The 24402-nt window shown below is 36.9% G+C and carries 22 protein-coding genes and 2 tRNA genes; 10 read left to right on the forward strand and 14 right to left on the reverse strand.

What is annotated here, in order from left to right; genetic code table 11:
• Window positions 1-11 precede the first annotated feature (11 nt).
• The 4 genes from EW15_RS09210 (at window position 12) to recA (ending at window position 3328) form a co-directional block, all read left to right on the forward strand.
• On the forward strand, window positions 12-1034 hold the full coding sequence (locus tag EW15_RS09210) for an LdpA C-terminal domain-containing domain (RefSeq protein WP_038654365.1): 1023 nt from the start codon (window positions 12-14) through the stop codon (window positions 1032-1034).
• A 183-nt stretch (window positions 1035-1217) separates the two neighbouring features.
• Window positions 1218-1289: transfer RNA gene (locus EW15_RS09215), tRNA-Gln, on the forward strand.
• Window positions 1290-1302: 13 nt separating this feature from the next.
• A complete protein-coding gene (locus EW15_RS09220) occupies window positions 1303-2082 on the forward strand; it encodes an HAD family hydrolase (RefSeq protein WP_038654367.1) in 780 nt (259 codons plus the stop codon).
• Between the two features lie 112 nt (window positions 2083-2194).
• Window positions 2195-3328 (forward strand): recombinase RecA, encoded by a 1134-nt coding sequence (recA, locus tag EW15_RS09225; RefSeq protein ID WP_038654369.1) that lies wholly within the window; start codon window positions 2195-2197, stop codon window positions 3326-3328.
• A gap of 20 nt (window positions 3329-3348) precedes the next feature.
• Here the strand turns inward: recA and EW15_RS09230 are convergent, their stop codons facing one another.
• Both EW15_RS09230 and EW15_RS09235 read right to left on the reverse strand, forming a co-directional pair.
• Window positions 3349-3588 carry a DUF2839 domain-containing protein gene (locus tag EW15_RS09230; protein ID WP_038655499.1) on the reverse strand — a complete coding sequence of 80 codons (240 nt, stop codon included), beginning with the start codon at window positions 3586-3588 and terminating at the stop codon, window positions 3349-3351.
• Window positions 3589-3627: 39 nt separating this feature from the next.
• Window positions 3628-5076: a helicase gene (locus EW15_RS09235; protein WP_038654371.1), complete on the reverse strand. Its 1449-nt coding sequence runs from the start codon at window positions 5074-5076 to the stop codon at window positions 3628-3630.
• Window positions 5077-5149: 73 nt separating this feature from the next.
• Here EW15_RS09235 and EW15_RS09240 point away from each other — a divergent pair, with 73 nt between their 5' ends.
• Window positions 5150-6025: a prephenate/arogenate dehydrogenase gene (locus EW15_RS09240; protein ID WP_038654373.1), complete on the forward strand. Its 876-nt coding sequence runs from the start codon at window positions 5150-5152 to the stop codon at window positions 6023-6025.
• Here the strand turns inward: EW15_RS09240 and crtD are convergent.
• Window positions 6018-7535 (reverse strand): C-3',4' desaturase CrtD, encoded by a 1518-nt coding sequence (gene crtD / locus EW15_RS09245; RefSeq protein ID WP_038654375.1) that lies wholly within the window; start codon window positions 7533-7535, stop codon window positions 6018-6020. The two genes, EW15_RS09240 and crtD, sit on opposite strands and share 8 nt — an antisense overlap.
• 28 nt (window positions 7536-7563) lie before the next feature.
• Between crtD and EW15_RS09250 the strand changes: the two genes are divergently transcribed.
• Window positions 7564-8451 (forward strand): fructosamine kinase family protein, encoded by an 888-nt coding sequence (locus EW15_RS09250; RefSeq protein ID WP_038654377.1) that lies wholly within the window; start codon window positions 7564-7566, stop codon window positions 8449-8451.
• A 36-nt stretch (window positions 8452-8487) separates the two neighbouring features.
• Here EW15_RS09250 and EW15_RS09255 read toward each other — a convergent pair whose 3' ends face one another.
• Complete coding sequence (locus tag EW15_RS09255; protein ID WP_038654380.1) at window positions 8488-8850, reverse strand: CAAD domain-containing protein; 363 nt, start codon at window positions 8848-8850, stop codon at window positions 8488-8490.
• Between the two features lie 123 nt (window positions 8851-8973).
• On the opposite strand from EW15_RS09255, the gene EW15_RS09260 reads away from it, so the two are divergent.
• Both EW15_RS09260 and moeB read left to right on the forward strand, forming a co-directional pair.
• Window positions 8974-9486 (forward strand): M67 family metallopeptidase, encoded by a 513-nt coding sequence (locus tag EW15_RS09260; protein ID WP_038654382.1) that lies wholly within the window; start codon window positions 8974-8976, stop codon window positions 9484-9486.
• A 23-nt stretch (window positions 9487-9509) separates the two neighbouring features.
• Window positions 9510-10655, forward strand: coding sequence for a molybdopterin-synthase adenylyltransferase MoeB (gene moeB / locus EW15_RS09265; protein ID WP_038654385.1), 1146 nt, complete (start codon window positions 9510-9512; stop codon window positions 10653-10655).
• A gap of 6 nt (window positions 10656-10661) precedes the next feature.
• Here the strand turns inward: moeB and EW15_RS09270 are convergent, their stop codons facing one another.
• A complete protein-coding gene (locus EW15_RS09270; protein ID WP_038654387.1) occupies window positions 10662-11813 on the reverse strand; it encodes a cob(I)yrinic acid a,c-diamide adenosyltransferase in 1152 nt (383 codons plus the stop codon).
• A gap of 133 nt (window positions 11814-11946) precedes the next feature.
• Between EW15_RS09270 and larE the strand changes: the two genes are divergently transcribed.
• A complete protein-coding gene (larE, locus tag EW15_RS09275) occupies window positions 11947-12789 on the forward strand; it encodes an ATP-dependent sacrificial sulfur transferase LarE (protein ID WP_038654390.1) in 843 nt (280 codons plus the stop codon).
• Between the two features lie 55 nt (window positions 12790-12844).
• Here the strand turns inward: larE and speD are convergent, their stop codons facing one another.
• Together speD and recF are read right to left on the reverse strand one after the other, a co-directional pair.
• On the reverse strand, window positions 12845-13312 hold the full coding sequence (gene speD / locus EW15_RS09280) for an adenosylmethionine decarboxylase (protein ID WP_038654394.1): 468 nt from the start codon (window positions 13310-13312) through the stop codon (window positions 12845-12847).
• 40 nt (window positions 13313-13352) lie between these two features.
• Window positions 13353-14453, reverse strand: a complete 1101-nt coding sequence (gene recF / locus EW15_RS09285; RefSeq protein ID WP_052041216.1) for a DNA replication/repair protein RecF — start codon at window positions 14451-14453, stop codon at window positions 13353-13355.
• A gap of 80 nt (window positions 14454-14533) precedes the next feature.
• Between recF and EW15_RS09290 the strand changes: the two genes are divergently transcribed.
• A tRNA-Arg gene (locus EW15_RS09290) sits at window positions 14534-14607 on the forward strand.
• A 13-nt stretch (window positions 14608-14620) separates the two neighbouring features.
• Here the strand turns inward: EW15_RS09290 and EW15_RS09295 are convergent.
• The 7 genes from EW15_RS09295 to rodA form a co-directional block, all read right to left on the reverse strand.
• Window positions 14621-15073, reverse strand: coding sequence for a hypothetical protein (locus EW15_RS09295; protein WP_038654400.1), 453 nt, complete (start codon window positions 15071-15073; stop codon window positions 14621-14623).
• Window position 15074: 1 nt separating this feature from the next.
• The gene (gene ppc, locus EW15_RS09300; protein WP_038654403.1) at window positions 15075-18059 is read right to left on the reverse strand and encodes a phosphoenolpyruvate carboxylase; all 2985 of its coding nucleotides are present in this window, start codon (window positions 18057-18059) and stop codon (window positions 15075-15077) included.
• Between the two features lie 35 nt (window positions 18060-18094).
• Window positions 18095-19234 (reverse strand): glutamate--cysteine ligase, encoded by a 1140-nt coding sequence (gshA, locus tag EW15_RS09305; protein WP_038654407.1) that lies wholly within the window; start codon window positions 19232-19234, stop codon window positions 18095-18097.
• A complete protein-coding gene (locus EW15_RS09310; protein WP_038654410.1) occupies window positions 19231-20751 on the reverse strand; it encodes an anthranilate synthase component I family protein in 1521 nt (506 codons plus the stop codon). Before EW15_RS09310 ends, gshA begins: the two co-directional genes overlap by 4 nt.
• Before the next feature lie 61 nt (window positions 20752-20812).
• A complete protein-coding gene (gene psaD / locus EW15_RS09315) occupies window positions 20813-21238 on the reverse strand; it encodes a photosystem I reaction center subunit II PsaD (protein ID WP_038654413.1) in 426 nt (141 codons plus the stop codon).
• Window positions 21239-21340: 102 nt separating this feature from the next.
• Window positions 21341-22726 (reverse strand): HAMP domain-containing sensor histidine kinase, encoded by a 1386-nt coding sequence (locus EW15_RS09320; RefSeq protein ID WP_038655502.1) that lies wholly within the window; start codon window positions 22724-22726, stop codon window positions 21341-21343.
• Window positions 22727-23119: 393 nt separating this feature from the next.
• The gene (rodA, locus tag EW15_RS09325) at window positions 23120-24394 is read right to left on the reverse strand and encodes a rod shape-determining protein RodA (RefSeq protein WP_038654415.1); all 1275 of its coding nucleotides are present in this window, start codon (window positions 24392-24394) and stop codon (window positions 23120-23122) included.
• Window positions 24395-24402: the final 8 nt, after the last annotated feature.

Consider the following 24402-nt stretch of genomic DNA (forward strand, 5'->3'; position numbering starts at 1 on the left):
AATTCATCAAGGTGATCAATCAAAATTCAACTTGCAATTCGGAAGCTCTTAAAAAAGGTAACTGGGTAAAATTAATCTGTGGTGCAAGTAATCAAGATTTACCTTCAATAAATGATCTTTGCTCAATTTATGGAGCTGCAGGGGTGCATTGCATTGACCTCGCTGCCGACGAAGCTGTTGTCCATGCAGCTCGCGATGCTATTGATTGGGTTTTCGAAACTTATGGAAAAAGACCATGGCTGATGATCAGTTTAAGTGATGGGAAGGATTCACATTTTCGCAAAGCTTGGTTTAATCCAGACCTATGTCCATCGAACTGCTTAAGGCCCTGTCAAAATATTTGTCCGGCTCACGCGATTGAACACGCAGGTGGTGTAAATGCTAAAAAATGCTATGGATGTGGCCGATGTATTGATACATGCCCGTTAGGTATCATTCAAGAAAAAGATCGAAGATTAACTCTTAGAGATTTCGCTCCATTGTTAACGACTATCAAACCAGATGCAGTAGAAATTCATACTGCTCCAGGAAGAGGAAAAGAATTTGAAAAAACAATCAAGGAAATTTTCAAAGCCGACCTGCAGCTAAAGCGATTATCTGTTAGTTGCGGTTTACAAGGGCATGGGATAAACCATGAACAATTAGCAGAAGAACTTTGGCTTCGACATAAATTCCTGAGAATTCATAATCAAAAACCGCTTTGGCAAATTGATGGGCGTCGAATGAGTGGTGATCTCGGAGCAGGTGCGGCCAAAATCGCCGTAAAACTTTGGGAAAGGATACGCCCGATAGCTCCCCCAGGCCCCTTGCAACTTGCTGGAGGGACTAATGAATCGACAATTAAGTACCTCCCAGAGATTAAAGGACCTGAAGGAGTCGCTTTTGGAGGGAAAGCAAGAAAGATAATCCAACCATGGTTAGAAGAGGCCCAACGAAAAAGAATTAGTCTTAGAGAGTGGCCTGAAGGCTGGGAGGCGGCTCTTGCAGAGGCGAAACGACTTATAAATCCTTGGCTTATCAGAAAATCTTTATAATTGGATTTTCCTAGCTAAATCAATCATTCGAAAGCCCACGTTGTGTTGTATTGATGAAGAAATCTTCCGATTAACTAAAAAAAACTGGATAAAGACATGACAGGATTGAATCAAATATGTAATTATCTAAGAGTAAAGAGTTCAAATCTATGGCTCTCAATTGCAAACATAGATTTGGAGCAATGGGCCGTCGCCAAGTGGTAAGGCATCGGGTTTTGGTCTCGACATTCCTAGGTTCGAATCCTAGCGGCCCAGTTTCCAACAGTTAGTGATAGAGAAACCTCTACTTGTTCTTGATTTTGATGGTGTCATCGTTGACGGCATTAACGAGTATTGGTCAAGTTCTCGTCAAACTTGTATAAACATACTTTCAGCCAAAGAGAAAGAAATTATTTCTTTTCCTAGTGAAATTCCCAAAGCTTTTAAGGTCATGAGGCCCTGGGTTCATCATGGTTGGGAAATGGTTATTCTGGCTGCTGAATGTTCAAATGAAACTAGCCAATTAAACTTAAAAGGTTTACAAAATTTCTCGAAAAATTATCAAATAGAATGCTCTTTAGCGCTTGAAAAATGGGGTTGGACACCTTTTCAATTACAAGAAGCTTTAAATCAGACTAGAAGAGAGGCAATATCAAATAATTTCAATCAGTGGTTAAATTTCCATCAACCTTTTTCTTTAGTTACTGAACGCCTCAAGACACTTGAGAAGGAAGGCATTGAATTTGCCGTTTTAACAACAAAAAGTATTGAGTTCACAAAAAAACTTTTGGATTGTTTCGATCTTCAGCCAAAGCTCGTTTTCGGTCATGAATCAGGAAGCAAAGTCGATGTCTTGAACCAACTCTTACAGAAAAGAATAATTCGAGGGTTTATTGAAGATAGAAGAACTACCTTGGAAAAAGTCTTGGAAGATCCCAAGCTGAAATCTATCCCTTGTTACTTAGCAAGCTGGGGATACTTGAAACCTCAGGATAGAAATAATCTTCCATCCGGTATTAAATTATTAAATTCAGATTCTTTACGAGAACCTATTTCAAAGTGGTCTTGACTTAATAGCGTACGTCTGTACTATCGGTTTAATTGCTTTTCGTTGAGAAACTGAGTATTTCATCATCAATCCCAACGTCTGTTGCTATCCCTCTGAATTAACGTTATTTGTCATGTCAAACGAAGGTAAGTCACTCCAGTCAACTGAATCTAAGAAAATAGACGCAAAATCTGGCGAAAAAGAAAAAGCATTGAGCTTAGTCGTTGGGCAAATAGAACGCAATTTCGGGAAAGGTTCAATCATGCGTCTTGGGGACGCGTCAAAGATGCGGGTAGAGACAATATCTACGGGTGCTTTAACTCTTGATTTAGCTCTTGGTGGTGGCTATCCCAAAGGACGTGTAATTGAAGTTTATGGTCCCGAAAGTTCTGGAAAAACAACGCTGACATTACATGCGATAGCTGAGATTCAACGTAACGGCGGAGTTGCTGCATTTGTAGATGCAGAACATGCTCTTGACCCAGTCTATGCAGCTTCTCTGGGTGTTGATGTAGAGAATCTTCTCGTATCTCAACCAGATACAGGCGAGATGGCATTGGAAATCGTTGACCAACTCATTAGATCTGCTGCAGTCGATCTAGTTGTTGTTGATTCAGTCGCTGCACTTACGCCCCGTTCAGAAATAGAAGGCGAAATGGGTGATCATTCAGTAGGCGCTCAAGCTCGTCTAATGAGTCAAGCAATGAGAAAAATTACTGGAAATATTGGCAAGTCTGGTTGCACAGTAATTTTCTTAAATCAATTACGTCTAAAAATTGGTATTACATATGGGAATCCAGAAACAACAACTGGTGGAAACGCTCTTAAATTTTATGCCTCTGTAAGATTAGATATTCGTCGTATTCAAACGCTAAAGAGAGGAACTGAAGAATATGGAATTCGTGCAAAAGTGAAAGTCGCAAAGAACAAAGTTGCACCTCCATTCCGAATAGCCGAATTTGATATTCTTTTTGGAAAAGGAATTAGTACTCTTGGTTGTCTCCTTGATTTAGCAGATGAGACTAATGTCGTTACTCGTAAAGGAGCATGGTATAGCTATGAAGGTGACAATATTGGGCAAGGAAGAGACAATACCATTACTTGGCTTGAACAAAATCCTGAATCAAAAGAAATAATTGAAAAATTAGTTAAGGAGAAATTAACCGAGGGCTCAGAAGTAAGTGCTAATTCAATGAGACCATTAGCTGCAGCTGCTCGAAATGCTTCATCACGACCAAACCTAAGCCAAGTTTCAGCGAACGGTTAAAGGAAACAAGATACTTAGCTTTATCTGATGTCTGCAGGAATCCACCACCCTGCAGCAGGTCCAACAAAGCGAACAATAATCCAGAGAATAACCAAAGCAGCAATACCTACCCATCCCGCACGAATACTTAGTTGAATGAATTGATCTCTTTGCGCTTGCGTAACAGGAAACCAAGAGACAATACGAGGTGACTCATTCTTAGAGTTTTTCGTACTACGAGGGTTTAAGCCTTGTTCAGATCTTCGGCGAGCTTCTCCCATTATAGAAAAAACAATATTTTTCAATCTAAGAGATTGATTTTAATAAGGCAATAAACGTTCTAACTCAACCCATGGCTCAAGAGCTTCAAATATTAGTTTTCCCCAACTCCTATAGTGCATGCGGCCGTCAAGTATTGCGACTCGGACATGTTCACCCCTAATGATTACAAGCGATTTGAGAAGGATAGCAAGAGTTTCGGGGAAAAGGAATTCTCTAAACCAGTCACGACCTTGTTGCTTAAGCATTTCAACTTTAGCGGCTATCCAGGGTGATTCTAAAGTAGGCAATGGAATCACTGGAAAAATTAATTGATCTGGTGTTGGTAAATTGTACTGATTAATAATCCACCATTTACAACTACAACAAATAATCCCATTAGACTCAATATCAGTAGTTTCATGAACTACTCTCAATCCAAATTCTCCAGCCAATTCACTAGTTATCTGAAGTCGTAGTTGTAAATCATCTACCAAAATGATAGTTGGATGAGTACGACCAAGAATTAATCTTTGACACTGTCTTAAAACATGACTATAAAAATCAGACGTATTTGGCAAAGGTTGTCTTTTAGGGACAAATAAAGGAATAGGTTCTTGATTAAATTTATTTCCTAAATTCACCTTTACAGTGAAAGTAAATTTTTTATTATTTAAATCTATAAAGAAAGAATCGCTTTGACCTGAAGTAGTCAGCATTAAAAGAGTATTTTTTGATAACAAACCCGCGAGAGTTTTTAAAGGAGTCAAAGGTTGAATATGCAAATCCCAACTCAGTTTCCGATTATCTAGTTTCGCCCATGTTACCCATTCATTGTTAACCGTATTAAAAGCTTGTTTCCACGGAATTGTTGAAGGTAAATCATCTTTGAGAATTGCTTTTAATGCTAAAAATTCCCTATGATCAATTCTTACAACAGCATTAGAAGTTACTGCTTGACTGAAAAGACTTCGACTTATACGCTCATGAACTTCAACAATTGAAGCTTCGAAACGTGAGTGAGAAGCAATTAAATCCTCCCAGTCTTTTGGGGTAATTTTAATAGACATAGGTTCTCTAAGCTCACTAGAAATAAACTCAGATTCAGGAAATATTAATTGGCGATTTTTTAATAAATCTTTTTCATACGCAAAAATAAAATCTTGGTATCTTAGAACCCAAATTTTTTTATCTGAGGGAGTTAATTCAATTCCTTCTACATAATCGAAACCTAATCGACTAGATTCTAACTTTGGTAATTCCACTTCAAGCAAGAGTCGATATTGTCTCTCTGAAAGAATTAGAACAATATTATCGTTATGCAGACAAAGTGGAATCAAAAGACCAGGCCACCAAAAATTTCTACTGTCACTTGATAGTTGAATAAAAGTATTATCTTTACGACTTAGGCTTCTAGATATCAATCTTGTTAGTGTCAAATTATGAGGCCATAGAGCAAGATTGTTTTGATAGTATTTTTTTAGATGTTTATGTGAATTCACCTCAAGCATTAGTAGTACCGTTTATCAATAAATTCTTTTAATCATGTTGCCCTATCAATAAAGATATAGAACAATACTATGTATGGAGCTTAAAACAAAAACCGCTGAAAATATTGGAATTGTTGGATTAGGTCTAATTGGAGGCTCCTTAGGCTTAGATCTCCAAAAGCTTGGATATACAGTTTATGGGATTACTCATCGAGAAAAAACTGCACAAAAAGCCAGAGAAAGAAAACTTGCCCAAATTGTTAGTACTGATCCAAACGTATTAGACAATTGTTCTCTTGTTTATATTGCTTTACCACTTGAGCAGCTCCTAAATCCTTCAACAGCTTTAATCAATGCCATTCCTAAAAATGCTGTTGTTACGGATGTTGGATCTGTAAAAGTCCCTATTTTAAATACTTGGGACACGCTACATCCGCGGTTTGTAGCTAGTCATCCAATGACAGGAACAGAAGAATCTGGCGTTAACGCAGGTCGTCATGATTTATTTAAAAATAAGCCATGGGTGGTTACTCCAAGTAAAAAAACTGATCAAAAAGCCCTCGAAATCGTGCACCAAATTTCTTTATCACTCGGGAGTCAATGGATAAGCTCTGAAGCTCAAATACATGATGAAGCTGTAGGCTTGATTTCACATTTACCAGTTCTAATTAGCGCAGCATTTCTGAATACACTCAGTGCAGAAGCAAAGCCCTCCTTATATTCACTTGCAAAAAGTATTGCATCCAGTGGGTTTGCTGACACCTCCAGAGTCGGAGGTGGTAACCCAGAACTAGGAGTCTCTATGGCAAAATTTAATAAGAAAAATATAGAGAGACATTTGGCATCTTATAGACATTCTTTAGATCTTTTTGAAAAATATTTACTTGAAGAAAACTGGAGTGATCTAGAAAAAATACTAGTCAATGCCCAGGAAAAAAGACAGGATTTTACTTTAAAACCTACTAATTAAAGACAGGGATATTTAAATGTCTACCTTTAGATTCCATTATTTGTCTGACAACCATCATAGCTGATTGGCTTACGCCAGCTGTACCTTCGCCAGGATAAATTGAATCTCCACAAAGCCATAAACCCCTAAGAGGGGTCCTACTTGCCAAGCCAAAAGGACCAAATTGATCTGGATGTTGACCAAGTCCTCCGACTATTCCACCAGGACGTCCTGTCCACCTTTCAAAGCTTCTTGGAGTTGAAAGTTCTTGATGATCCCAACTCGTCTCCAACAAATCAAACTTTTTATTTAAAATAGTTCTAATCTGTTTTAATACAATATTTTTTTCTCTAGCGTAGGATTGACTATCTAGATTAGACCATTGATTAATATCAACAAACACACTTGCAATTAAAGTAGCCATTCCAGCTGGTGCACGCTGATCATCTTCCATACTGATAGAAATAAATAAAGAGCCAAAATTCTCATCGAATATTTGAATATGCCCTGGACAATTAACTGGCAAGTCAGCACGACAGAGAGCCCCGTAAAATACAAGGGCACCACTGGGCTTGGGTAATTTTTTTATAGTTTCACGGTATGTTGTGGGTAAACCTCCATCAATAGGAATTAAATCTAAAAGAGATTGAGGAGGCAAACTAAAAACAATATCTGATGCTTTCAGCTTTATCAAATTCTTTCTTCTATCAATTACGTTGACATCAAAAATATTTGAATTTTTTTTACTTAATATTTGGGTCACTCTATGACCAATCAAAAGGCTTCCACCATCTCTCAAAAAACTATCTTTCAACAAATTGCTAAGAATTTGCATTGATCCATGAAGGTGCCATAGGCCTCTAGGAAATTGGGCCATTTGAAGAACAGTTGCACCGTATAAAGCCGCCGTTCTACTTGCTGGCTCTTGAGAATAAAGTTTTAACTGAAGGTCTAAAAAACTTCGTAAACGTCTATCTTCATGACAACCAGTAATTATAAGCAAGTCTGCAATAGTCAACTTACTCAAAAAACCTGTTAAAAGATTTGAAGGACGTATAGCTCTAATTAATTGACTTAAATCCCAAAAATTTCTTATCGGAAGTATTGGATCTCTTTCGACAAATTCCCAGTTACTTTCGTGAATTTTAGAACATATTGACCAGAAGATTTCACTCCCAGGAAACTGTTCTTGTCTTTCTTTCTGCCATCTCAATGGATCATGCCAAAGATTGATTGGCCTACTCCCATCGCCAAGAATAACTGAACATCCAGGATCTAAAATTTTTGCATCAGGTAACGGAATCTCTAAATACTTAAATAAACGATGATGAATTCCTCCTCTCTCAAGGCCTGCAACTTGAGTAGCGCCTACATCAAAAGTATAAGAACCTCTTTTAAAAGTTCCTGCACAACCCCCTAATTGACTATGTGCTTCGACCAAAGTTACCTGATAGCCCTCTCTAGCGAGAAGAGCAGCACCTGTTAAGCCAGCTATCCCTCCCCCGACAACAATGATAGATTCTTCAGACATAGAAAATTATCAAGCGAGAATAAAGTGAATGGAGGAATTAATCAAAAAGGCTCTTTCTAGATCAAATAAAGTAAGCCAAAACTCACTAATAGAAAAAATAATTCCGGTAGGCGGAGGTTGCATCCATAAAGCTTGGTGCATTCATTTCCAAAATGGCAGGAGAGTTTTTGCCAAATCAAATCACATTGACAATATTAATATGTTTAAGTTTGAACGTGAGTGTCTTTCAGTTCTAAAAAGATTTGCTGATAAATCGTATCTATGCGTTCCTAAAACACTTGATCTCGTGAGTTATCAAAATATATCTATTCATTTTTTAGAATGGATAGATCTCAAACAATGCCAACAAAATCTCCTTGGGAAAGGCTTAGCACTACTGCACAAATCTTCTAGCGAAAGTAGCCAAAAAGATTTCGGATGGGAAGAAGAAGGTTTTATAGGATCTAATAGACAAATAAGAGGTTGGAGCAGTAACTGGGGAGAATTCTTTGTCAACTATCGTCTTAGGCCGCAACTCATACAAGCAAAATCATGGGGAGTGGATGTTAATGATTATAAGGATATTTTAATTTTTTTAAGCTCATATTTAAATGATCATCACCCCAAGATCTCAATAGTTCATGGTGATCTATGGTCCGGCAATTGTGGAAGTACTAACAATAGCTTGGGAAGTCTTTATGATCCTGCCAGTTACTGGGCTGACAGAGAAGTTGATATCTCAATGACTAAATTGTTTGGTGGTTTTAATAGAGAATTTTATAAAGGATACGAAGAGATTTGGCCACTAGATAAATTTTCAAAAGATAGAACTGATATTTATAATCTTTACCATTTGCTTAATCATGCAAATATATTTGGTGGATCCTACAAAGAAAATTCACTTAGAATACTAAAAGATCTGAGATCTCGCTTTTAACGAAGCCTCAGATCTTTTGTTCACTCTCTTATTAATTTATCCTAAGTACTCTTTCTTAAGATTTTGAACTTTGTCAAATACAGCTGTTCTTTTTTCACTTGTTGTTAAGTTCTGCCAACTCCATTGGCCTAAAACAACAATTCCAAGAAGTTCTAGCAAACCAGGCAGAATTGGGAAAAAATTAACTGTATCGATAACAACCTTGATTAAAACTTGAGCTAATACAACAACGGCAATGATCCCTGCCGCCTTGCCATACTTACCCATCTGAGTCCAATCAATTTTACTCAAAGATTCATTAACTTTTCCCATTACATCACTGTAACGTTCTGAAAAATTAACGCCTTCTGATTTCCCTGCCTTTGATTCATCTTTAGAATCAGGATTTACATCAGACATGAACACAAGCTACTAAGCAAATATGGACTGAGCGTATCGAATTAATTTAATAAATGCCATAGGCTGAATAGAGATAAGTCCGAACCAAAATAGAGAGGATGCCGAATCAAATCATTTTTTTTCATGAAAACTCCAAAATATCTTGAATTTCATAACGAAACGAATTGTGTTCTCTCTAGATTTTTAAAAGCTGCAGAGCCGGAGGAAGGCTGTTGTATGTTAATTGGCAAAATAAAAAGCTCAGCTAAAGATCACAAAAAAAATATCTGGAAGGTAACTCACATTTGGAATTGTCGAAATATCTGGGGAGAACAAGAATCGAAATTAATTGATCAAAATATAGGAGCGTTTTCTAATCAAAAAAATATTCAATTATCCAAAAGAAATCGGTTCGAAGTAGACGCTAAAGATCAAATTGCATGTCACAGATGGGCAAGAGAAAATAATCTAGAAGTTTTATGTTGTGCTCATTCTCATCCTTCAGACAAAAACAAACCCTCAGAAATGGATCTACTTTTACACCAATCCCCTGGTCTTATGGTTATTTCAAATAAGGATGGAGATTTAAAAGCATGGTGGATTAAAAATAAATTAAACTTTCATAGAGTGAAAATTAAAATTTTTTCTTTAACGTAAATGAATCAGGGACGGTTTGATTAATGGAGCAAAGCCAGAATGCAGGAAATTTAAGTTCTGAAGAAATTGCTAGGTATGCAAGACATCTAAGTCTCCCTGAGATAGGTATCAAAGGCCAAGAAAAATTGAAGTCAAGCTCTGTTGCTTGCATTGGGACAGGAGGACTAGGGTCGCCACTTTTAATTTATCTTGCAGCAGCTGGAATTGGACGTATCGGAATAATTGATTTTGATGTCGTTGAATACTCAAATTTACAAAGACAAATCATTCATAATACAAATTCAATAGGTCTACTAAAAACAGAGTCTGCTAAACAACACCTACGCAAAATAAATCCTTCTTGTCGAGTTGATTTATTCAATCAAAAACTAACAAGTAGTAATGCTTTGGACATACTTAGATCTTATGATGTGATATGTGATTGTTCAGACAATTTTCCAACGCGTTACCTAATTAATGATGCTTGTCTAATACTTAATAAGCCTGATATATATGGTTCAATTGCAAGATTCGAAGGACAGGTAAGTGTATTTAATTGGAAGGAAGATAGTCCCAACTATCGAGATCTTATTCCCACGCCCCCTCCACAAGAATTAATTCCATCTTGCTCTGAAGCAGGAGTGATGGGAATTCTTCCAGGCATTATGGGTACAATTCAAGCAGCAGAAGCCATAAAGATAATAACAAATATTGGTTATCCACTAAACGGTAGGATCCTCATTTTTAATGCATTAAAAATGCAATTTAAAGAGCTAAAATTAAAGTCGGATCCAGAAAATAGAAATATCCATAAATTAATAGATTATAAAGGTTTTTGTTCAGAAGTTAAAGTCAAGAATGAGGTTGATTGTGATATAAAAAGTATTTCAATTAAAGAATTAAAAAAACTTCTTGGTCAATCTTCAAAAGAAATACTATTAATAGATGTTCGCGACCAAAATGAATACAATCAATATTCAATTCAAGGATCAACGCTTATACCTCTTAGCACTATTGAAAGTGGGAAAGCCATAAATGAAATTAAAATTCTTACCGCAAAAAAAAATCTTTATGTATTTTGCAAAAGTGGGAAAAGATCATTACGAGCACTAAAGCATTTGCACAAATTCGGAATTAGAGGCATTAGTATTCAAGGAGGTATTGAAGCCTGGAAGAAAGAAGAAAATTAATTCAAGCTAATAATCAACTCCCCTTTTTAAATCAACTCCTTTTTCTGCATAGTGCTTGTGACACACCATCTCAGAATGAACACTTGCTAAATCAAAATATATAGGTTGGTTTTTGCATCTTCCTGTGATGATCACCTCAGTTTCTGAAGGTTTACGAAGCAATGTTTGAACAATAGGCTCAACTGGGAGAAGTTCCAAATCAACAGTTGGGTTTAACTCATCCAAAATCACAGTCTTATAAAGACCACTTGAAATAGCTGCCCTTGCAATTTCCCATGCTCTCTCAGCTTCTACATAATCAATTGGTTTTTGCTGCCCCCTCCAAACAATCGCATCTCTACCAGATCGAAGATGGTCCACTAGATGAGGATAACTTTCTCGAAGAGCCGCAATAGCGGCATCTTCTGTGTATCCACTACCACCCTTCAGCCATTGAAGAATTAATACTCGATGACTTTTATCCTGACTAATTCCTCTACCGATAGCTTGTAAAGCTTTACCCAAAGCACTGGTTGATTTACCTTTCCCTTCACCGGTATATATTTCAATTCCACCAACATTATTCTCAAAAAGAATTTCATCCTTATTGATTTCAGGTCGTCTGTGCGCTCTCATCTCAGAATGAAGTTCCGCAACTTTAATCAGAGGGTTTGGTGCCGCTCTTCCAGTGACGATGATTTCCATCCCGTTTGGTCTAGCAGTAAGTGTTTTTACAACTTCTGCAACAGGCAATAATCCTAAATCCAAAACAGGATTCAATTCGTCTAGGACAACCACTGAATATAAGGCACTAGCAATTGCCCCCTTTGCTATATCCCATCCTCTTTGAGCTTCCTGATAATCAAATTTGGTGGATTGATCGGCACTAAAAAATTCACCCCTGCCAGTACGAACTTGATCAATAAGGTGAGGGAAGCCTTGCTGCAAAGCATCAATTGCGGCATCTTCGTCATACGAGCGACCAGGTCCTTTTAAGAATCTAAGAAGTAATACCCTTGTTTGTCTTTTCTCACATATGCCTAGACCTATAGTCCTCAGAACCACCCCCAAAGCCGCCTGGCTTTTCCCTTTGCCCTCTCCATCATAAACGTGTAATTGTCCGTGACTACGTTCCTGGCTTTCCGATGCTGTCGTAATCCCTATACCGTTTAAAACCACGATTGATAATTCTGCTTCTTATGAATGCAACTTAACTTCTTCTACATTGGACGTCATAGAATATGCAAAATACATACACAGATGTGGGAGAGTAAAAATCTCAATTCAATCAAATTAATGATCTTTAAAAAAAGTGTTTTTTAGTCAACTTGAATCTTTAACTGACTCAGAACTAAAGCAATTAAAATTGTTAAGGGAGTTTATTAAAGACATCAATCGTGTATGTGTTGCTTTTTCTGGAGGCGTTGATAGTTCTTTAGTAGCGACAATAGCCCAAGAGCAGCTGGGTTCAAAAGCCTTTGCCGTCACTGGTGTATCGCCTTCTTTAGCTCCATATTTGCTTAAGCAAGCGCGTCTTCAAGCAGCTTGGATTGGGATTCATCATGAAGAATGCCAAACAAATGAAATCAACGAACCAAATTACTTTAAAAATCCTGAAAATAGATGTTTTACATGCAAACAAGAATTACATAAACATTTAACTAAAATTTCAAAAACATTCCATGATGCTCAAATCCTTGATGGTGTGAATTATGACGACCTTCACGACTTTCGACCAGGCATTAACGCATCTAAGCAAGCAGGAGTGATATCACCTCTTGCTGAACTAGAAATAGATAAAAAATCAATTCGTTCCATTTCTAAATCATTAGGTTTACCCTGGTGGGATAAACCTGCACAACCTTGTTTAGCCTCTCGTATTCCTTTTGGAGAGGAAATAAGTTCAAAAAGGCTTGAGCAGATTGCGTTAGCAGAAGAATGGATAATTAATCAAGGTTTTTCAAAAGTACGTGTAAGAAGTCAAGGTCTATCAGCCAGAATCGAATTACCCGCAAATCAAATAAATAACTTTCTTAAAATTGTTGAAAGAGACAAATTAATAAAATATTTTTTATCTTTAGGTTTCAATTCAATAAGCCTAGATCTTGAAGGTTTGATTAGTGGAAAACTCACTAGAGATATCAAGACTACTTAACAAATAAACTCAGATGTCGAGAAGATGTTGTATTGATTTTAACCTTGCATTTTAATCAAGGTTCACGATGCAAAGTTTGGATTCTTGAAGGGATTTCTCTTTCGATATTTTTAAAAGAAAAGTGCTGAGCCAAAAAATTTTTAAAGAGTAACTTACAAGCTTTTTCAGGCATCGTATGGTCACCACAAGTGAAAACATCAATAGCTGCATAACCAATTTCAGGCCAAGTATGTATGGAGATATGAGATTCAGCCAATAAAGCTAGTCCTGTTACCCCCTGAGGTTTAAAGCTATGTGTGACCAAATTTAAAAGTGTTGCACCAGCAATTTTGGCTGATGATGTGATGGTTGTCCTTATAAAAGCTTCATCATTAAGCTTCGCGTGATCGCATTGATATAGTTCAAGTATGTAATGCCTTCCAATATTCTCACTAGAATTAGTTTGTATAATGTCTATATCTTTTGACTTACAAGAGTCACCCCATCCAGGATTTGGATGCAATTCGGAAAAAAAAGGATCCATATTATCCAAAAATCATTTCCACAATAACCGACGACTAGATTCAACCAAAAGAATCTAATTCCATTAATTGTGAGTTTCGCACCCATTCACCTTCAAAAGATTCCACATGTGTTGCACTGATCAAACACTGATGTTTTTGACCGACAGCCTCTAAAAGCAATAATTGACGTTTGGGGTCTAGCTCAGCCAAAACATCATCTAAAAGTAAAATTGGAGATTTGCCATAAAGTGTTTTAATTAATTCTAATTCGGCCAATTTCAAAGCCAGCACAATAGTCCTCTGCTGACCAGCAGAACCAAAGCGTCTAGCATCTACATCATTTACTAAAAACCGTACATCATCACGATGAGGACCTACTCGACAATGGCCTGTCACCTCTTCCTCTGACCTCATTTCTAAAAGTTGCCGTTCAATACTCTCCATCCAAAGCCTTTCACTCTCTTCACCTTCAAGTTTACTACCCGGCATATATGTAATATCCAATTTCTCTTTACTATTACTAAGATATTTTTGCCAGTTTGAAGCTATTGGAAGTAGACGATCTAAAATACGACTACGTCTCCGATGAATTCTTGTACTCACCAACGCCATTTGCATATCATAAGAATCCAATAGAATATTTTGATCCTTGCTCGATTCAACGCTCAAATTGCGCCAAAGCTGACTTCTTTGCCTCAGCAATCTAGAAAACCTTCCGATCAAGTCACAATAAATAGGCTCCAGTTGCTGGACAATTCTATCTAACCAATTTCTTCTAAGAGAAGGTTCTCCTCTAATTAATTCTAGATCCAGAGCACTAAAGCCTACGCTTCTCATCGGTCCAATCAAATCAATTTGACGAGTTAAAAGTTTTTCATTTTTGTAGGCTTTTCTACCACCTTTTCTATTTAATTCTAAGGAAAGTTTTTGATCATCTTCAATCATTGCAGATAAGAAAGCCTGATCTTGGTCCCAAAAAATTAAATCCTGGTTCCGATTCGATCGGTGAGAACGTAAACTAGATAAAAGTTCTACTGATTCAAGAAGATTAGATTTACCAACTCCATTTTGGCCTATAACTATCAACCGATTTTCAGTTAACTCAAACTGAAAACGTCGATAATTTCGAAAATTATTAAGTTCTAACTGATGAAGTTGAATGTTTCTTTATGTATTTTGTATGTAAGCTAATTTTAATAAGGTCTCAGCATTTGACCTTTTTTTAATAAGACCCCTTCGTTGGGCATGTAGCTCAGTTGGATAGAGCATCAGATTCCGGTTCTGAGGGTCGGGGGTTCGAGTCCCTCCATGCTCGTAAATTTAATTTTTCAAAGTCTAAATCCCATTGTTTTGATACCATTTGGGTCTAATAAAAACCCATTAGCTTTCAATGGATTAAGTGAAATTAACGGCGCAGCAACAGAAATGCTACAGCCAGGTAACTCCATTCTAATTATTTCAATTGCCTTAAAAACTACAATAGACATATATTTTTCTTGTTGCTCGCCTGGCTCTGCAATTAAATCCCACAAATTTGCATTTAAACCTTTATCGCTAGTTACACGGACAAAACCTACAAGATTTTCAGAAGTCTTTTGAAGGAGAGTCAAATAAAAATCACTATTTTTCAAAGCTAATTCTAATTTTCTTGGTTGATGAGTATCTTGGTTGCATCTTGATAGGAGCCTATTGATTTTACGTATAGAAATGAGTTCACTCCGAAGCAGAACAAAGCCATCAGGAATTTTAGGAGATTTATTTGCTGAATTTAATCCAAGCATGTCATCCTGTGTTTCTCATACCTGCAGCAATACCATTTATAGTCAACAATGCACCACGCAATAATTCACTACGGCTATATGTACGTGAACTTTGAGTAGAGTCACTACTCATATCCTCACTAATTGGTGGTTGACGGTTCTGATCTCTTAAGCGTTTAAGAAGAGCAACTTGTAAAAATCCTAAAGGTACAATAGTCCGATTTCTCAGGTTGACAGATAACTGCAAAGCAGGGTCTGCGCTTAATAGTTTTGACTTGTCAGTAATTTCTAAAATTAATTTCTTAGTCAAGGTATATTCGCTTGAAATAATATCGAAAATTGCAGCGAAAGCATCCCGATCATCACCGCCACCTAAACTAACCATATAATGATGGGCAACATCTAAATCAACTTTTGAGAGTGTCATCTCAACTTTAGAGATCAACATTCTAAAGAATGGCCATCTCTGATTCAACATTCGCAACATCTCCATTTGGTCGGGGTCTGTCTTTAATTCAGTAGCTAAAGCCGTACCAACACCAAACCAACTTGGCAAGAGAAAACGACTTTGAGTCCAACCAAAGACCCATGGGATAGCTCGAAGGCTTGATAAGTCTTTTGCACCACTCTTTCGTCGGGCAGGACGACTAGAAATTTGCAACTTACTAATCTCTTCTATTGGAGTAACTACTTGAAAAAATTGAACCAAATCTGGATTGTCGTGAACTAAAGCTCGGTAATGCTCCCTTGAACGAGCTGCAAGTCTGGTCATCAATTCATTCCAACTTGGTGTAGCATCCAATTTATTGGTAACTAAGCTATTTTGAATAACTGCTGTAGTTACAGTTTCAAGATTATATAAAGCTAATTCTGGAAGACTATATTTTGAGGCAAGAACTTCTCCTTGCTCTGTTATTTTTATACGTCCTTGGAGTGTACCACTAGGTTGAGCCAAAATAGCTTGATAAGCTGGTCCACCGCCTCTTCCTACAGACCCTCCTCTACCATGAAAAATACGTAATGCTATTCCTTGTCTACTAGCTAAGTCTTGGAGTGCAATTTGAGCCTTATGAATTTCCCAATTACTTGAGAGAAAACCAGAATCCTTATTACTATCAGAGTATCCAAGCATAAGTTCCTGAAGCGGTTGTTTTTTCTCTCCTACTCGTGGAAGTAATTCACGATAAACATCTGTCTGGAGCAACGACTCCATTACAGAGGGAGCATGTTGTAAATCCTCAACCGTTTCAAATAATGGAACAACGAGAAAATCAGAAGCTCCTAAAGTTGGATCAATCAAACCGGACTCTTTGGCTAAAAGAAGAACTTCTAATAAATCTGATGCCGTATGACTCATCGAAATTACATACGAGCGACATATACGAGTACCAAATTCTTTCTGAAGCCTATGAAGCATATGAAAAACCGAGATAGTTTCTTGAGTACTTTTTGACCACTCAAAAGCAGGAGGAATCAGTGGTCTCCGAGTTTTTAATTCTTTCATCAACCATTGAACTCGACTTTCCTCGCTCATCGCTCCATACGACTCAGGTAGATCTAAATAGCAAGTGAGCTCATCCAAAGCATCACTATGTCGTGTGCTTTCTTGCCTAATATCTAAGCTAGCCAAAGAGAAACCAAAGATATGAACTTGATTTAGCAAAGTATCTAGTGGTTCACACGTTAGATCTGTACTTACTAGACTATTTCTAATAAGCTCTAATTCATTCTTTAATTCATCTACAGATTTGTAGTGGAGAAATTCATCAAAACTATTATCGGTAGATATTAAAGGCTTTCCATCAGGTGAGAATTGCCATCCAGCATCCGCTAGCTGCTTATTACGTAGCTGAGTAAGTCGTAGTCTCTCAAGTGTATAGCTAAGCTTCAATCGATAAGGTTCCAGTCGATATCTAGCAGCCCTTTCCTCATAGACATCGGGGAAACGAACTCTATCCATTTCTAATGACTCTAGCAAAGGAGAACTTACTTGACTCCATTGCATAGATATACTCAGTTGGTCTCTTAACTCTTGGACTGATGCAATGTATCTATCCAACATTAATTGTCTTTGGTAACAGGCTGTTCTCCATGTGATTTCAGGAGTAACAGATGGATTCCCATCACGATCCGAGCCTACCCAAGACCCAAACGTACAAAAAGCTTCATTAGGGATCTCTACGTCTGGATAACTTGAAGCAAGTGCAGTGGTCAGTCTCCTTCTTAATTGAGGCATGGCATCAAACAAAACCTGCTGAAAATAATGAAGGGCATAGTCAACCTCATCAAGAACAGTCGGTTTAAATTGATGAAGCTCATCGGTTCTCCACCAAAGCCTTATCTCCTCCTCTAGTTGCAACCTAAATATTTCTTTCTCCGATTCGGAAATTAAACTATTAGATTGAAGTTGCTGCAAAAGAGTTGCAACCCTTCGTTGCTTATGGCGGACAGTATGTCTAACTATTTCAGTTGGATGAGCTGTAAAAACAAGACGAATATCCATTTCCCTCATCAAACCATCAAGCTGAGCTGGAGGCACATTCAAACGACGTAATCTCTCAAATAATTGTGTAAAAGTTGCTGGAGCAGTCTGACTAGCTAAAGCTGGAGCGAATGGATCTATTTGAGAATTACTATTGTCTAGCTTCCCTTTTTCTATGCTTTCTAAATAACTATCCTCTTCTATACGTTGCTCCAGAATATTTACCAACTGAAAATAAAGAGAAAAAGCCCTAGCAGCAGATATCGCCTCAGCTAAATCCATTTTTGTAATCAATTGGACTATTGCCTGTGAGGAATTATCTTGATTTGACTTGCTAGGGTCACTTAATTGTTTTAATCGCAATAATCTCTCGGTTTGATCAGGTGGACATTCACTTTTGAGAACGGTTTTCCATAGATCCTCAACTAGTTCAAGCCTTTGTTGCAATAAAGATCCAGGATCTTGATCCTCAACACATACTGTCGAGTGATTAGAGATATTTTCGTTAGAAGGATTTTTCAACATAAACTTATTATGAGGCAGTTCTACCGACTTAGTCACTAATAGGTTGAATTCATTTGAATAAAATTTGTCTCTTCTCGTTCCATTTCACCAATACCATGCTGAAGCAGAGTCTGAATTGATACTCCTTTGGAATAAGAATCAAGCCATATCATTGATTGATTTCCATTGGTCAAAACAGATTCAATAGGTTGAAGTAACTCAAACATATCGAGCTCCTTAGCTAAAGGAGTTACATCCAATAGAAGTTCCTTTATCCAATCACGACATTTGATTTGTTTCCCATTTTTCCAATGAGATAAATTGGCATCAAGACTTGATTTGGCTGCGATCAAATCATTTTCATCTGCCAATAGAGCCAATTCTTCTTGTGTTTTAGAGCTTGCTTCAATTGGATCAAATTTTTTCATGTTGTTTTTAAGATTAATAATCCTTAGTTCAAGTAACGCTGTAATGGCCAAAAGCAAGTCAGCGTTAGCTACCAAATCACATATCCTTAATTCCAATCGATTTAAGATATGTGGTCTTTCTGGACCATTTGGCCTTACTGATGTCCACAAATGTCTTTCATTTTGCATACTGCCCTGACCTAGTTGCTCTTCAACCCATGCCACATAGTGTGGATGATCCACAAACATCGGAACATTGGAGGGTGTCTTAGGGAATTGAACCCATCTTTGAGAATGTGCACCCATCACATGTCCTGCTAAGAAAGGGGAACTAGCACTTAATGCAAGAAATAATGATGCCTCACATCTAACCAAGCGGAGAGCCGAAAAAAGTAAGGATAAATTTTCAATACCTAAATTAATATGAATACTTGCTGTTACGACATTAGTGCCATAGTTTTTTTCTATAAATGAGTGATAAGAATTTTCTAAATCTGACCTTTCAAAAATTTTTGTATTACCTAGACTAAGTGTGCTCCCAGGCAGAATTGTAAGTTTGTGAAAATCAAGCCATTTCCGAAGTTTTTGTCTTGGTAGTAAAAGTGCATGTTTTAAAACAGAGTATCTTTGATCTGGAACAGTTATGTACTCAAGATTTCTTTGATCCGGTTCTTTGACAAAATCTGATAGATCTTGAGTAATAGCAGAGGCAACACCCACATTTTCACCAGCATATGTGCCAGTAAAAAGCTCCACTTCAAACCCCTTTAAAAGCATACAGTTGGTCATAAATCTTGGGGTTCTAAGCAAGCTAAAGCAGTAAACATCCCTTTGGCTTTATTTAAAGTTTCTTGATACTCATTAGAAGGAATAGAATCTGCAACAACCCCTGCCCCAGCTTGAACTTCAACAGTAAAACTATTTTGATTGTTCTTACGTACTATCATTGTTCTGATAGTAATAGCAGTGTTCAAAGCTCCATTCAAATCTATAGACCCATAAACGCCGGAATAGGGCCCTCTACGTTGTTTTTCTAATTGATTGATTAGTTGCATTGCTCTTATCTTTGGTGCTCCACTTACGGTCCCAGCAGGGAAAGAAGCAATTAATAAGTCCCATATATCTTTTTCTTTTTTTAAAGTACCTTCAACCTCACTAACGATATGCATTACATGCGAGTATTTTTCAATAACCATTAATTCTTTTACAACAACACTACCTGGGGCACAAACACGACCTAAATCATTACGACCCAAATCTACTAGCATCACATGTTCAGCTCGTTCTTTGGGATCTTTTAAAAGATCTTTCTCTAGGGCTGAATCCTCCAAGTCATTTTCACCTCTGGGACGAGTGCCTGCGATTGGTCTCAAGCTTGTTTGAATACCCTTTTCTGTTTGTTGGGCCTTGACCATTACCTCCGGGCTAGAGCCAATAAGTTGCCAGTCTCCAAAGTCAAAAAACGCCATAAATGGAGAAGGGTTTACCATCCTCAGGCTTCTATATAGTTCAAAGGGTTTTTGCCTGACAGTCGATTCCAATTTTTGACTAAGAACTAACTGAAAAACATCGCCTTGCTTAATAAATTCTTTTGCCGCTTCAACACTATGTTCAAATTCACTTTTTGAGGTATTAATAGCGATGTCAAGAGATCTATTCGCTCTTCGATTCCACTTTAAAGACTTTATTGGCTTTAAAGGAGAAGCCATTAATTCTTCAAGTTCATTGATTTGTTTAAAGGCAATTTCATAAGCTTCTTCAGAAGAAACTCCATCACTTAAATTTCCATACGCAACAGCTGTTATTACGCGTTTGACTTGATCAAAAATAAGAATTTTATCCATAAACATCCAAATACCATCAGGTAGGTCTTGATCTGATAATTCATAAGTAGGCACTGAGGGCTCTATCCATTGAATTAGTTCATATCCCCACATCCCAAAAAGTTGTCCCAGCTGTGGCAAACCAGACAAAGAAACAGATTTATAAGGTTCAAGCATTTTTCTGAGGATTTCAACAGGATTTCCATGGAACTTTTCTTGTGCTCCATTTCTCCAGCATCTAGTCAATTCATCGCCCCTTACTATTACCTTCCAAAGAGGATCTGATGCCACTAAACTCCACCTACCGATAGTTTCTCCACCCTCTACTGATTCAAGCAATACTCCTGAAGGAGAATCATTACCAACTTTCAACCAGGTTGTGAGAGGAGTTTCTAAATCTGCCGGCCAACTTTTTGCCAAAGGAACATAATTAGCCCCTCTGGACGCCGACAAAAGAAATTCTTCCTTATCTAAATTAAGCATGACTGCATAATGGCAGTCCAATATCTGTATTTAAATGGTACACAAGTTTAAATTGAATTACTTATGCATCGTATGTATTTTTACCGCTAAATTTCAAACTTGCTGGATTAGGATTTTCACCGATGCGTCTATTGTTGTAACCTTCTTTCAAGCGACCTTCATTGGGTTTCTCAGAGAAAACCCCATCTTTAGGGAAAAGTAATTCTCTATCTCCTCCAGGATAAATTCTATATATTTTACTTGTTTCAATTCTTGGTTTAAATCCCCTCAATTGAGTATTTAAAGCAAAACACTGCTCTTTCCTAGCAAAGTACATTAGATTTTCACCCTCGTGCATTACTGCAGCTCCTCCTGTTGGAAGTTCAAAAACCTCAGACGTTTTACTTGTCCATGTAATTGCATATTTTTCTTCCGTTTCAGCGGAGTTTAATAACCCACCAGTGCTACCAATGTGCTTTGGAAGTGTTCCAGGTAATACTTCGGTCATGCTTTTAATTAAATCAACTTTTTCTTTATATTTTTAAATTAGCACTTTATTTTGTGCCTTTTGACTCATTAGACGTCAACTTCACACGCGTCAACATTAACCTTAAAAATCAAATTCTTTTGATTCAGAAACAGGAAAAAATATTGTCATTCCACTATCTCGCCTATTAGTAAGACGTCCACCAAGGCTTTTCAAAAGTCTTTGAGTTGCAGCCTGACTGAGTTGCAGATTACCCGTAGCTGGATTCCAACTAAGTACTGGTCCAATTTCTTCATTGGAAACACTTTCTTTTAGTCCAGAATGAGTATTAGCTGAAAGTTGAGTTAAAATTTGAAGTTTTAGCCTCTGCCCAGCCGGCCTTAATTTCAAAGTTAATTCTCCACCCGCTTGTAATCCACGACTGTTCCTGTCAATAAGACCTGTCAACATTAATTCAAGTCCTTCTGAGTCACTCAAAACTTTGGGTAAATCCGGTGTGATATCAAGAATAAGTGTCAAACTTTTTCGTTCTAACTGACTTTTCCAAACTGGAGATAGCATTGTTAGCATTTTCCCCAAATCGGTTAAAGCTAAATTTGTTTGTTTAGGCTTGCTTCTCTCTAGCTCCACTGCATTAAAAATTAAACCAAAACGATCAATTTGTTCCGTACATTCAATATCTATTTGCTTCAAACGTGTTTCAACGACTTTAGGTAAATCTTGCTTTCTTAAAAGAGATCTGATTAAAGTTCTTATTGTCGCCAAAGGAGTTCTTATTTCATGTGTTAAAGCCTCTAGTAAGGAAATTTCACTATTTTTTTCAGTAGATTTCTGATCAATAATTAAATTATCTGGCAAAGTTTGAATATTTAGACTTGGTGCAATATCTGCGAGTCGTTGAGATAATAGAGGCCAAAATACTTTAGATAAATCATCATTTGTTTTCAGCTGTCCCAACTCTTCAAGTGCATTTCGCAGATTATTTGCTTGGTCAACATTTTCAGTATTCAATCTATTATCAAGTAGTGTCAAAAGATCACTTAAAGTCTCGGGATCACTTCGCATTAATAATTTTCTCTCATGAGATTTACCTTCCAAAGCCAAAGCTATTTGAATTTCAGGTGTAATAACTATTAGTAATGGATCATTCCCATCTTCCTCAAGAAGAGACAAACGCTCATAGCAAGAAGAATCATTATGAAAATCCACTGAGGCCGATTGACTGGGAGGCAACATCCCAATAGAAGGATTTGAAATGTTTAACAAGTCCTTAGGAGCCCACACCCATCCTTGAAATTTCTTAAGTAATTTAGGTTCGTAAAGCGCAGGCAAAGGTGAAGACAACCATAAACCTCTCGTAAGGTTCATTGGCAACAAAATATCCGACTGAAGAGTGTCAAGAGCTGCCCACCACATTCTTCTTACTGCGGATTCACTGCTTGTGGCATGAGGAACACCCATAGCCATTCTTTTTTGTAAAGCTTGGATAGTTACTAGAGGCGTGCTCACAAGAATCTCCAAATCTCATATAAACCTTTAAATCCATTTGATTGACTAGATTTTAAAGGATGAAAAAGCATAAAAAGAAGAGTATCAAGTCCTGGGTTTTCTTAATTGTCTATTTAAGAGGCAATTAAAAGCTCTTTAGACAAATTAAGATCATTGAGGCTCCTTAGTCTATGAGTTAGGGAATAAAAGGTGAATTAAGAATTCAAATCCCAAGCATTTATATTAACTAACTGAATAAAGCTAATGTTTAATCTAAAAGTGAGGATTCCTTCCTTTACATAGACAAAAAAACTTAACCTCAAGATGGTAATGGATATTAACCATAATGAGACTCAAAGTTCTATTTTGACTCAAATTAATGCTTTTACAAAAAACATAGGCAAAAGTATCTAGTCAAAGATTTCTTTTTATTGACTGACCTCGTCTAGATACAGATAAACAAAAGCCAAGACTTATAAAATTAACAAATAAGGCAGTTCTTCCATAACTCATAAAAGGTAAAGGGATTCCTGTCACAGGACCTAATCCAATAGTCATAAATATATTCACCATAATTTGAAAGATAAACATTGAAGTTATTCCAATCACAAGCAAAGATTCAAAATCAGTTCGCGCCTCGATAGCTACTTTTATTAATCGCAAAATTAGAGTAAAAAATAAAAATAAGACCAATAAAGTTCCTAAAAAACCTGTCTCTTCTCCAAGAGCACTAAAAATGAAATCAGTATGTTGCTCTGGAATGAATTTTAATTTAGTTAATTGACCTTGCATCAGACCTGACCCAAACAATCCTCCAGATCCAATGCCTATTTTGCTTTGAAGCATGTGATATCCACCACCTAAAGGATCTTGGCTAGGATTAAGAAAAAGGATTAGTCGATCTCTTTGGTAATCTCTTAAAACAGATTCCCACATCCAAGAAGAGATTTTCGCTATGAATAAATGAAAAAAGACAACGAATAAAGTGAGTAATTTTTTTTGATTTTGCAGAGACTTATACGACAAAAAACCAATGATTGGAATCCAAATAAAAAGTCCAATTTGATATGAGTATGCAAGTAATCCCGTAATCAAAGTAGCCAAAATAATAAACGCCCACTCAAATGGCATCCCAGCCCAATACAACATTCCAAGAAGTATTGCTCCAAAGACAAGAGATGTTCCAAGATCAGGTTGTATAAAAACCAAAATCCAAGGCAAAAAGGAAACTAATAAAGGTTTAATTAAATGAGACAAATCAGAAAACCTTTTTCGATCTAAGATAGAAGCCAAGACAAGTATTAAGGTTAATTTTGCAAACTCAGAGGGTTGAATATACAAGCCAGCAAAGCTCAACCATCTTTTTGCTCCCAAGGCAGAAGTCCCACTAAAATTCACATATAAAAGTATTGAAATAGTCAAAAAATATATTGTTAAAATATATTTTCGAAGATCTTGCAAAGGGAACTGAGCTAAAAAATAAACAACCAAATACCCTATATAAGCAATAATTGCATGTTGATACCAATCTGTAATCCCAAGATTTCTTTGAGTACTTGCAATTAACAAACAAGACAAATGTACTAAAATAAAGGGGACAACCCAAATTACTAAATCAATATTTTTCCAATTTCTTTTGTTTCTAACTATTTTAAAAGAAGATATTTTATTTCGACCAAAACCCATCATTAATTTAA

This window comes from Prochlorococcus sp. MIT 0801 (genome assembly GCF_000757865.1).
GTDB lineage: Bacteria > Cyanobacteriota > Cyanobacteriia > PCC-6307 > Cyanobiaceae > Prochlorococcus_B.

Excerpts from the sequence above, each read along its gene's own strand:
- recA (WP_038654369.1), top strand. The coding sequence starts at position 2,195 with ATGTCAAACGAAGGTAAGTCACTCCAGTCAACTGAATCTAAGAAAATA.
- moeB (WP_038654385.1), top strand. The coding sequence starts at position 9,510 with ATGGAGCAAAGCCAGAATGCAGGAAATTTAAGTTCTGAAGAAATTGCT.
- EW15_RS09235 (WP_038654371.1), bottom strand. The coding sequence starts at position 5,076 with ATGCTTGAGGTGAATTCACATAAACATCTAAAAAAATACTATCAAAAC.
- EW15_RS09260 (WP_038654382.1), top strand. The coding sequence starts at position 8,974 with ATGAAAACTCCAAAATATCTTGAATTTCATAACGAAACGAATTGTGTT.
- EW15_RS09255 (WP_038654380.1), bottom strand. The coding sequence starts at position 8,850 with ATGTCTGATGTAAATCCTGATTCTAAAGATGAATCAAAGGCAGGGAAA.
- rodA (WP_038654415.1), bottom strand. The coding sequence starts at position 24,394 with ATGATGGGTTTTGGTCGAAATAAAATATCTTCTTTTAAAATAGTTAGA.
- gshA (WP_038654407.1), bottom strand. The coding sequence starts at position 19,234 with ATGACCAACTGTATGCTTTTAAAGGGGTTTGAAGTGGAGCTTTTTACT.
- EW15_RS09230 (WP_038655499.1), bottom strand. The coding sequence starts at position 3,588 with ATGGGAGAAGCTCGCCGAAGATCTGAACAAGGCTTAAACCCTCGTAGT.
- EW15_RS09250 (WP_038654377.1), top strand. The coding sequence starts at position 7,564 with ATGGAGGAATTAATCAAAAAGGCTCTTTCTAGATCAAATAAAGTAAGC.
- EW15_RS09240 (WP_038654373.1), top strand. The coding sequence starts at position 5,150 with ATGGAGCTTAAAACAAAAACCGCTGAAAATATTGGAATTGTTGGATTA.
- EW15_RS09295 (WP_038654400.1), bottom strand. The coding sequence starts at position 15,073 with ATGCTTGGATTAAATTCAGCAAATAAATCTCCTAAAATTCCTGATGGC.
- EW15_RS09310 (WP_038654410.1), bottom strand. The coding sequence starts at position 20,751 with ATGCTTAATTTAGATAAGGAAGAATTTCTTTTGTCGGCGTCCAGAGGG.
- psaD (WP_038654413.1), bottom strand. The coding sequence starts at position 21,238 with ATGACCGAAGTATTACCTGGAACACTTCCAAAGCACATTGGTAGCACT.
- speD (WP_038654394.1), bottom strand. The coding sequence starts at position 13,312 with ATGGATCCTTTTTTTTCCGAATTGCATCCAAATCCTGGATGGGGTGAC.
- crtD (WP_038654375.1), bottom strand. The coding sequence starts at position 7,535 with ATGTCTGAAGAATCTATCATTGTTGTCGGGGGAGGGATAGCTGGCTTA.
- ppc (WP_038654403.1), bottom strand. The coding sequence starts at position 18,059 with ATGTTGAAAAATCCTTCTAACGAAAATATCTCTAATCACTCGACAGTA.